Origin of the sequence: Thermotoga sp., assembly GCF_021162145.1 — a bacterium.
Lineage (GTDB): Bacteria > Thermotogota > Thermotogae > Thermotogales > Thermotogaceae > Thermotoga.
Map to the genome: position 1 here is coordinate 1 of NZ_JAGGZH010000120.1, position 8447 is coordinate 8447.

Consider the following 8447-nt stretch of genomic DNA (forward strand, 5'->3'; position numbering starts at 1 on the left):
GGAGCAAGCTTATCCGGGGCTGAGGGAAGCGCACTTGGTGCATTTTTTGGAGCACTGGTTATGACCACGATATACAACGGATCGGTTCACTTGAACATCAATCCTTTCTGGCAAAGGGTATTGGTTGGTGTGATTGTTGTCATTGCCGTTGGTATAGATCAGTTGAGAAAGAAAAGGTGATACTGGAAGGAGGGTCAAATCATGGAAAAGTACAAGGTGGGACTTATCAGCTTTTCTGACGGGAGGGAATACGTACACAAAGAGCTGGAGAGGATTGTGAAAGGATTTGAAGACAAAATAGTGAGGACGTTGGAAGAGACGGGTGAAGTGGAGGTTATAAGGGCAAAGGAAATCGTGTGGAAACCGTCGATAGCGAAGAGAGAAGCAAAAAGACTGGCAGAAGAGGGAGCAGAAGTAACGATATTCAACTACGCGGTATGGGCGTTTCCACATTTTACAGTACTTGCGAGCAAATTTGCACCGGGTCCTTTTTTGCTCTTTTCCAACATAAATCCCCAGTATCCCGGGATGGTGGCGATGCTTTCTGCAGCGGGAGCTCTGGAACAAGATGGAACGAAGCATTACAGGATGTGGGGTGACATAGAGGATGAGGAGGTCCTCAGGAAAGTTCTGGCGTTCATCAGGGCAGGGAGCACTTACAAGAAGCTGAGAGGGCAAAGGTACGGTGTGTTCGGTGGAAGATCGATGGGAATGTACACTGCCGTGCCGAACGTGGATCTGTGGAACAAGATCTTTGGAGTAGATGTAGAGCACATAGATCAGTTCGAGATCGTGCGAAGAAGCCAGCAGATAACTGACGAAAAAGCAAGGAAAGGAAGACTGTGGATAGAGGAGAAGGCGAAGGCGGTGCACTACGACGGAAAGTATCTCACACCAGAGAAGCTGGAACTTCAAATAAAGAGCTACCACGCGGTGAGAGAGATCGTGGAAGAGATGGAATTGGACTTTGTGGGGATAAAAGGGCAGCTCGAACTCACAGAACACTTCGTCACCATGGATGTGACAGAAGCCTTCCTGAACGACCCCTACGACTGGGAGGGAAAGCACGAGCCGATCGTGTGTGCAACAGAGGCAGACTCCGATGGAGCACTCACGATGCAGATATTCAAACTGATTGCAAAAACTCCGGTGCTCTTTGCAGACGTAAGGCACTACGTAAAAGAGCACGACATACTGGACCTGTGCAACTCAGGGAACCACGCCACGTACTTTGCGGCCAGATCGTTCGAGCCAGATGAGAATATGAAGAAGGTGGAGTTCTATCCACAGACGTTCTATTTCCCTGCAGGAGGGGCTGCAGTAAAACACATAGCAGCTCCTGGAAGAGTGACACTTGGAAGACTCACAAGAGAGGATGGAAGGTACAGGTTCACAGTTATTCCTGGAGAGTTCATGGACTTTGGAGAAGAGAAAAACTACGAGATAGCAGACAGCATACAGGACAACTGGCCACACGCGTTTTTGAAGATGGAGACACCAATAAATGAGTTCTTGTCTAGGTATTCCTCCAACCACATCCACGGTGTCTATGGAGACTATGTAGAGGAAATCAGAATCTTCTGTGAGATCTCCAATATCGATTTTGTGCTGATGAAATGAGGGCGCCCGCGCGCCCTCACTTTGTTTTTAGTACGGCTCTCTGAGATTTGAGAGTTACTTCTGTTCCTCTTTCTGTTTCCCCAATTTCGATTTCTTTCACTGCTTCAATCCTTTCATTCCAGAACAACAACTTCCAGGGTTTTCCGGAATCTCTCAAGATTTCAACGTGTATTTCGTTTTCTCTTCTTTTCCCCTTCACGGACAGTTCCTCCTCATTTGAAGTGTTGTAGACACTCACTGCTTTGTTCGAAATTTCGAAAACGTTCAGTGTAACACCATCTGCGTAGTTGTAATCTGGTCTGTTGTCTACAATTCCCATTGGAAGAATGGTATTTGATCTCACGAAAAGGGGAAGCCCGAAATAGTCGTACTTTTTCCGTTCTTCACCTTCCTCCTTCCACCCTTTCTTCCGTGAGAAGATGTGTCCAGACACCTTCTGGAAGGTAGTAAGTCACCTCTCCGGTTTCACTGAAGCTCGGCACAACGAGAAACGATTCTTCCAGCGTGTACTGTCTGTCCAGATACGAACAGGTAAGGTCGTCCGGAAATTCCAGAATCATTGATCTCATGGCAGGAATTCCTTTCTTATATGCCTTGTCATCACAAGGGAAAATGTACGGCATAAGTCGACACCGGGTTTGAGAGAGATTCCCGAGGAGCTTTATAAAAGTGCGGAAATAGATGGAGCTAGGGGATGGCAAAAAATTCTTTACATAACACTTCCCTGCTTAAAACCGGTAATCATAACCACGCTGATCCTTGGATGCATCTTTACGATGAAAGTGTTTGACCTTGTGTAGATAGTCACAAGAGGAGAACCGGGGGGCTTCCCATCCTTTTACAACATTGTCGTGCTCTTTGGCCTTTGATAGATTCCAATTGAGGTTGTGAATGTGGAAGAGATTCCGGGAGAAGGGGTGAGGGCATTTTACAAAGGGGAAGAATATTTTATTGGAAAACCTTTGGATTACTCAAGGTACGATTCTCTTCTAGAAGAAGGAAAGACTGTAGTTGAGGTGAGGAAAAACGGTGAAGTTGTGGGTTTCCTCGCTATAGAAGATCCGATCCGAGAAGACAGTCCTGAGGCTGTGAGAAGGCTCAAGGAGATGGGAATAGAGCTTGTCATGATAACGGGAGATAATGAGAAGACCGCAAGAGCGGTTGCAAGGCGCCTTGGTATAGAGAGGTTCCACGCAGGTGTGAAGCCTTCCGAAAAACTGGACCTTGTGAGGTCCTATCAGGCTCAGGAAAAGAAAGTCGCAATGGTGGGAGATGGTATGAACGACGCCGCCGCTTTGAAAGGGGCAGATGTTGGAATAGCGATAGGTTCAGGGACTGACCTTGCTATCGACAGTGCAGACATCATCATAACAAAAGGTGGTATATCGAAAGTCGTCGATGCCATCGAAGTATCAAGAAAAACATTCAGAATCATAAAACAGAACCTGTTCTGGGCCTTCTTCTACAACGTGATAGCCATTCCAATGGCGATGATGGGACTGCTTCATCCGGTGATCGCGGAGATCGCCATGGCGTTCAGTTCCATCACCGTGACCCTCAATTCCATGAGGGTGAAAGAATGAGTGTCAGGTTGTTTTTTCTCGAGCACATGAAAAGCGAAAAACGGTGCATCGAGAGAAAATTGCAATTTCTATGAGGAGGTGCCATTATGAGGTACATTCTCAACGTTCCGGATATTTCCTGCAATCATTGCAAGATGAGAATTTCGAGGGCACTAGACGAACTTGGGATCAAAAACTACGAAGTGAGTGTGGAAGAAAAGAAAGTGATCGTCGAAACAGAAGATCTGAATAGCGTTTTGAAGAAGCTTGAAGAGATCGACTATCCGGTGGAAAGCTATCAGGAAGTTTGAACTATGAAAGAAGAAAGAGCATTTCTCAAAAAGTTTCTGAAAGCTTCGTCTTTCAGGCCCTCACTGTGAGCTGGCGTGAGGGCCAGTATCTTTCCTTTGTGGAATCTCTTCACCCATCCTGCGCTGGAAATACCATCTTCTGATTCACTCCAGAAGAAGATCTCCACATCCGAGTACAGCTCAACGAAGTAGTGTTCATCTATCAGTTCGAATTCAACATTTTTTCCGTAGTATCTCACTTTTTTCTGTGGCGGATGGTGTATGAACCTTCCTCCGACGAGTCTGTTGTAGCTCTCGGGGAAGCGGGCAAGTCCGGAGTGCCAGACGAAGAGTTTTCCGCCCGTTTTGACATATTCTTCCAGAAATCTCACGCTCTCTTCATCCAACCAAAGCTTCTCATCATCGATGAGATTCCACCTTCCTATGACAACAAGATCGGGAAGTTTCCTAATTTCCGAGAATTCCTCTGGTCGAAGATCGTGGATTTCCCCGTTCAAAGCGTCTTTCAGCGTTTCCAGGAAAAGATCGTGATCGTGGTATCTGTCACCAAGAAAAGCGAACACCCGCATCTCAGTCCCTCCTCACCAATATCCTATCACCACATTATGTAACAGAAATGTTAACCATTGACTTCGCACTTCTGGGCGACATAAAATTTTTTTGCAAAATGTGTTTGAATGGATCCTAAGAAAAAAATATTTTTACAAAGGAGGTGTGGGTTAATGAGTCGAAAGGTTCTGCTGGCGGTGATTTTGGGAGTATTACTTGCTTCTCTCATGTTCGGAGCTAAGTATACTTTGAAATTTGGACACGTTCTTGCTCCCGGTGAACCCTATCACCAGGCGTTTTTAAAGTGGGCTAAAGCTGTCGAGGAGAGGACAAACGGAGATGTGAAAATCGAGGTCTACCCGAGCTCGCAACTTGGTGTAGAAGAAGACATTATCGAGCAGATCAGAATGGGGGCTCCTCTTGGATGGAACACGGACTCCGCAAGGCTCGGCATGTACGTGAAAGACATAGGAGTAATGAACCTTGCGTACTTCATCGATTTCATGGGAGCAAAAACACCCGAAGAAGCTATTGAAGTTCTGAAGAAGATCAAACAGTCTCCCACAATGCAGAAATGGTTGAAGGAACTCGAGCAAAAATACGGTATAAAGGTTCTCTCGTTCTACTGGGTACAAGGCTACAGACACTTTGTGACGAACAAGCCTATCAGGAAACCAGAGGATCTCAAGGGACTCAGAATCAGAACGCCGGGTGCGCCGGCATGGCAGGAATCCATAAGGGCTCTCGGAGCGGTGCCGGTTGCCATCAACTTTGGAGAAATTTACACGGCAGTCCAGACTAAGGCGGTTGACGGTGCAGAACTCACCTACGCCAACGTCTACAACGGTGGTCTGTACGAGGTTCTGAAGTACATGTCCGAAACGGGACACTTCCTCCTCATTAACTTCGAAATCGTCAGTGCAGACTGGTTCAACAGCCTGCCACCAGAATATCAGAAGATAGTTGAGGAGGAAATGGACAAAGCAGGGATCGAGGTTTCACTCAAGATCATGAAGGAACTCGAAGAAGAGTTCAAACAGAAATGTATCGAAAAGGGTATGACGGTGATACCTGCTTCTGAGATCGACAAGGAAGCTTTCGTAGAAAGAGCAAAGCAAGCGTACAAGAAGCTTGGACTCGAAGATGCCCTCAACCAGCTAATCAGAGACGTGAAGGGAGAGTAATCACTAGCAGCCCAGCCCTCTTTTGGGCTGGGCATTCATTCTATTCCGACAGAGGTGAGAGACGTGAAAAAGCTGGACGAGATTCTTTTGAAGATCGAAAAGCACTCTGCCAAGATACTTCTTCTTGTGATGATCGTCATGGTTTTTGCTTCAGGTGTAGCAAGATTCATCGGCCATCCCATAAACTGGGCGGTGGATTTCAGCACGTTTCTGTTCGGCTGGGCGTGTTTCTTTGCTGTGGATGTTGCATGGCGCGAAAATAAGATGATGTCTGTAGACATCTTTGTGAAACGCCTTTCGGAGCGGAAACAGAGGATCATAAGACTCATAAATTACTTCATCATTCTTGCGTTTTCTTTCTATTTGATCGTGTGGGGCTTTTACCTGTCTTATAAAACGAGGTACAGAACCTTCGTTGGTATGCCAAACTTCAGCTACACCTGGGTTACCTTGAGTGTTCCTGTCGGCGGGATGCTCCTGTTCAGAACCACCATTTTGAAGATAATGGCCGAATTCCGCAACAAGAAGGAGGCACAGTAATATGCTCATAGTGTTGATCGCGTTTGCGGTATTTTTGATTCTGGGTATGCCTGTTGCATTTGCAATTGGAATATCTGGTTTTCTATGGTTTCTTCAACACCCTGAACTTCCCATTACAATTCCTATTCAAAGGTTGCTCTCTCAGACGGTCAACTTCGCCCTTTTGGCTATTCCCATGTTCATAGTGGCGGGGAATGTGATGAACTCCGCTGGTGTGACAAAAAGGCTTCTTGATTTTGCCTCCACACTTGTTGGACATATGAAAGGTGGACTCGGTCAAGTGTCAGCGGTTCTCTCCACACTGATGGGAGGAGTTTCTGGTTCCAGTATAGCGGACGCAGCGATGGAAACAAGAATGCTTGGGCCCGAGATGTTGAGAAGAGGGTATCCAAGAGGTTTTGCCGTGGCTGTCAACGTCTGGACATCTTTAATCACGCCGATCATACCTCCGGGGATCGCCTTCATCATCTACGGTACGATAGGGCAGGTTTCCATTGGAAGACTTTTCGCGGCGGGAATTGGGCCTGGTCTTCTTTTGATGGTCGTCTACATGATCACTATCTGGTCTGTCGCAAATAGATTGAATCTTGCTCCGGAAAGGGAAAAGCGTGCGTCGGGGAAGGAAATTGTTGAAGCGCTGGGAAAGAGCATCTGGGCGCTCATTTTCCCCGTCCTGTTGATCGTTGGTCTTAGAGGGGGTATTTTCACCCCGTCGGAAGTTGGTTCTTTTGCCGTGTTGTACGGAATGTTGGTTGGTTTTCTGATTCACAGAGAGATGTCTTTCAGGACTTTCTATTGGGAAACCCTTGAGAACTCTCTTGGTGATATCGGTAGCGTCATGTTCATTCTTTCGATGTCCGCCATCTTTGGATATGGGATGATCTGGGAGAGAATCCCGGAAAGACTTGCTCAGTTCCTGCTCGGTATCACCAGCAATCCGAGCTTGTTGATGATCATGATTTCCATATTCCTCGTGTTCGCAGGTTTGTTCGTGGATGCGACGGCTTTGATCCTCATGCTCACAGCTGTTCTTCTTCCGGTGGCAAGGCAGGTGGGGATCGATCCTGTTCATTTTGGTCTGGTGTTCATTTTGTCCGCTGCCATGGGAAATCAGACTCCTCCCGTTGGAGCGTCGATGTACGCAGGTTGTTCTGTTCTCGGAGCTACCCTGGAAGAGTACGTGAAAGCATCTTGGCCTTTCCTCATAGTAACGGTGATAGCTATACTCCTCATCATTTTCTTCCCGCAGCTTGTTTTGTTCATACCGAATCTCATCTTTGGATAAGGAGGGATTGAAACTATGAACTTTCAAGGAAAAGTGGTACTGATAACCGGTGCAGGATCGGGAATAGGAAAGAAAGCCGCCGTCATGTTCGCGGAGAAAGGAGCAAAGGTGGCGGTGAACGATATCTCTGAGGAAAAAGGTAATGGAACAGTAGAACTGATAAAGAGCAAAGGTGGAGAGGCAATTTTCGTTTTCGGTGATGTTGCAAAAGATGCTGAACAGATAGTGAAAAGGACGGTGGAAACTTTTGGGAGGCTTGATATCCTGGTGAACAACGCTGGTATAGTTCCATACGGAAACATAGAAGAAACTTCAGAGGAGGACTTCGACAGAACGATCGATGTAAACGTGAAGGGCCCGTTTCTTCTCTCCAGGTACGCGGTCGAACAGATGAAAAAACAAGGTGGTGGAGTTATTGTAAACGTTTCGTCTGAAGCTGGACTGGTGGGAATCCAAAGAAGATGTGTTTACAGCGTCTCCAAGGCAGCACTTCTGGGCCTTACAAGGTCTCTTGCTGTGGACTACGTGGACTATGGAATCAGAGTTAACGCGGTATGCCCGGGTACCACGCAATCTGAAGGATTGATGACGAGAGTGAACGCATCACCGAATCCGGAGGAACTTCTAAAGAAGATGACTTCCAGGATTCCCATGAAAAGGCTCGGAAAAGAAGAGGAAATCGCTTTTGCCATTCTCTTTGCTGCGTGCGATGAGGCGGGCTTTATGACTGGAAGTATCATAAGCATAGATGGAGGCTCTACAGCCATATAGGGAGGGCTTCAGCATGGATGTTCTCCAGAGGATTCGTGAAAAGTACGAGGAGTTCACCAATGCGGAAAAGCAAATAGCAAACGTTGTCCTCTCGGATCCGAGAGGGATCATAGAGAGTTCCATCAGCGATCTCAGCAAAAAAGCGGGTGTAAAGAGCGAAGCTTCTGTGGTGAAGTTCTACAAGAAGCTGGGATTGAGTAGTTTTCAGCAGTTCAAAGTGCTCCTGGCTCAGAGCATCTCTAGAGTTCCTCTCGAGATAGTGTATGAAGATGTATCCAGTGAAGACGACACAGAAACCATCACCGAAAAGATATTCAAAGCAACAGTGAGAGCCATCCTGGATACGCTGAACTCCCTGGATGTGGATTCTATCGAGAAAGCGGTGGAGATGTTTAAAAGTGCCAGAAGAATAATATTCATTGGCTTTGCGGCGTCTGCAGCAGTTGCCTTCGATGCGTTCCACAAGTTCACCCGCATTGGGAAGAACTGTTTGTTTTCCAACGACGATCACATCATCGCTACCATACTCGCGACTGCGTCTTCTGAAGATCTTCTGGTTGCTATCTCACACACTGGAGAAACAATATCGATGGTGAACTTCGCCAAGAAGGCCAGAGAAAAGAGA

General features: G+C 46.8%; 11 protein-coding genes and 2 pseudogenes. 10 read left to right on the top strand and 3 right to left on the bottom strand.

Translation table 11 applies throughout. The annotated features are described in order from the left end of the window. Both J7K79_RS07600 and J7K79_RS07605 read left to right on the top strand, forming a co-directional pair. Positions 1–180: pseudogene (locus J7K79_RS07600) on the top strand (ribose ABC transporter permease); the annotation flags it as partial. A gap of 18 nt (positions 181–198) precedes the next feature. Beyond that, on the top strand, positions 199–1620 hold the full coding sequence (locus J7K79_RS07605; RefSeq protein WP_366932606.1) for an L-fucose/L-arabinose isomerase family protein: 1422 nt from the start codon (positions 199–201) through the stop codon (positions 1618–1620). A gap of 16 nt (positions 1621–1636) precedes the next feature. Here J7K79_RS07605 and J7K79_RS07610 read toward each other — a convergent pair whose 3' ends face one another. Then, a complete protein-coding gene (locus J7K79_RS07610) occupies positions 1637–1963 on the bottom strand; it encodes a hypothetical protein (protein WP_296907126.1) in 327 nt (108 codons plus the stop codon). Between the two features lie 40 nt (positions 1964–2003). Then, positions 2004–2189, bottom strand: a complete 186-nt coding sequence (locus J7K79_RS07615; protein WP_366932604.1) for a hypothetical protein — start codon at positions 2187–2189, stop codon at positions 2004–2006. A gap of 69 nt (positions 2190–2258) precedes the next feature. Between J7K79_RS07615 and J7K79_RS09485 the strand changes: the two genes are divergently transcribed. The 3 genes and pseudogenes from J7K79_RS09485 to J7K79_RS07625 all read left to right on the top strand — a co-directional run bounded on the left by J7K79_RS09485 (position 2259) and on the right by J7K79_RS07625 (position 3493). Beyond that, the gene (locus J7K79_RS09485; RefSeq protein ID WP_366932605.1) at positions 2259–2420 is read left to right on the top strand and encodes an ABC transporter permease subunit; all 162 of its coding nucleotides are present in this window, start codon (positions 2259–2261) and stop codon (positions 2418–2420) included. A gap of 78 nt (positions 2421–2498) precedes the next feature. Further along, positions 2499–3203: pseudogene (locus J7K79_RS07620) on the top strand (HAD-IC family P-type ATPase); the annotation flags it as partial. Between the two features lie 86 nt (positions 3204–3289). Continuing rightward, entirely contained in the window at positions 3290–3493 is a 204-nt protein-coding gene (locus tag J7K79_RS07625) for a heavy-metal-associated domain-containing protein (RefSeq protein ID WP_296907130.1), read from the top strand. Here J7K79_RS07625 and J7K79_RS07630 read toward each other — a convergent pair. Then, positions 3481–4062, bottom strand: a complete 582-nt coding sequence (locus J7K79_RS07630) for a ThuA domain-containing protein (protein WP_296907133.1) — start codon at positions 4060–4062, stop codon at positions 3481–3483. The genes J7K79_RS07625 and J7K79_RS07630 overlap by 13 nt on opposite strands. 153 nt (positions 4063–4215) lie before the next feature. On the opposite strand from J7K79_RS07630, the gene J7K79_RS07635 reads away from it, so the two are divergent. The 5 genes from J7K79_RS07635 to J7K79_RS07655 all read left to right on the top strand — a co-directional run. After that, positions 4216–5226, top strand: coding sequence for a C4-dicarboxylate TRAP transporter substrate-binding protein (locus J7K79_RS07635; protein ID WP_296907135.1), 1011 nt, complete (start codon positions 4216–4218; stop codon positions 5224–5226). Between the two features lie 63 nt (positions 5227–5289). After that, on the top strand, positions 5290–5766 hold the full coding sequence (locus J7K79_RS07640; RefSeq protein WP_296907137.1) for a TRAP transporter small permease: 477 nt from the start codon (positions 5290–5292) through the stop codon (positions 5764–5766). Position 5767: 1 nt separating this feature from the next. After that, positions 5768–7051, top strand: a complete 1284-nt coding sequence (locus J7K79_RS07645; RefSeq protein WP_296907140.1) for a TRAP transporter large permease — start codon at positions 5768–5770, stop codon at positions 7049–7051. A 15-nt stretch (positions 7052–7066) separates the two neighbouring features. Next, the gene (locus J7K79_RS07650; protein WP_296907143.1) at positions 7067–7822 is read left to right on the top strand and encodes a glucose 1-dehydrogenase; all 756 of its coding nucleotides are present in this window, start codon (positions 7067–7069) and stop codon (positions 7820–7822) included. Between the two features lie 13 nt (positions 7823–7835). Continuing rightward, positions 7836–8447, top strand: a 612-nt coding sequence (locus J7K79_RS07655; protein WP_296907145.1) for a MurR/RpiR family transcriptional regulator, incomplete at its 3' end; no start/stop codon positions are given.

Bases quoted from the DNA above. Each gene is read 5' to 3' on its own strand.
- J7K79_RS07615 (WP_366932604.1), bottom strand. From the start codon at position 2,189: ATGAGATCAATGATTCTGGAATTTCCGGACGACCTTACCTGTTCGTAT.
- J7K79_RS07625 (WP_296907130.1), top strand. From the start codon at position 3,290: ATGAGGTACATTCTCAACGTTCCGGATATTTCCTGCAATCATTGCAAG.
- J7K79_RS07630 (WP_296907133.1), bottom strand. From the start codon at position 4,062: ATGCGGGTGTTCGCTTTTCTTGGTGACAGATACCACGATCACGATCTT.
- J7K79_RS07635 (WP_296907135.1), top strand. From the start codon at position 4,216: ATGAGTCGAAAGGTTCTGCTGGCGGTGATTTTGGGAGTATTACTTGCT.
- J7K79_RS07645 (WP_296907140.1), top strand. From the start codon at position 5,768: ATGCTCATAGTGTTGATCGCGTTTGCGGTATTTTTGATTCTGGGTATG.
- J7K79_RS07650 (WP_296907143.1), top strand. From the start codon at position 7,067: ATGAACTTTCAAGGAAAAGTGGTACTGATAACCGGTGCAGGATCGGGA.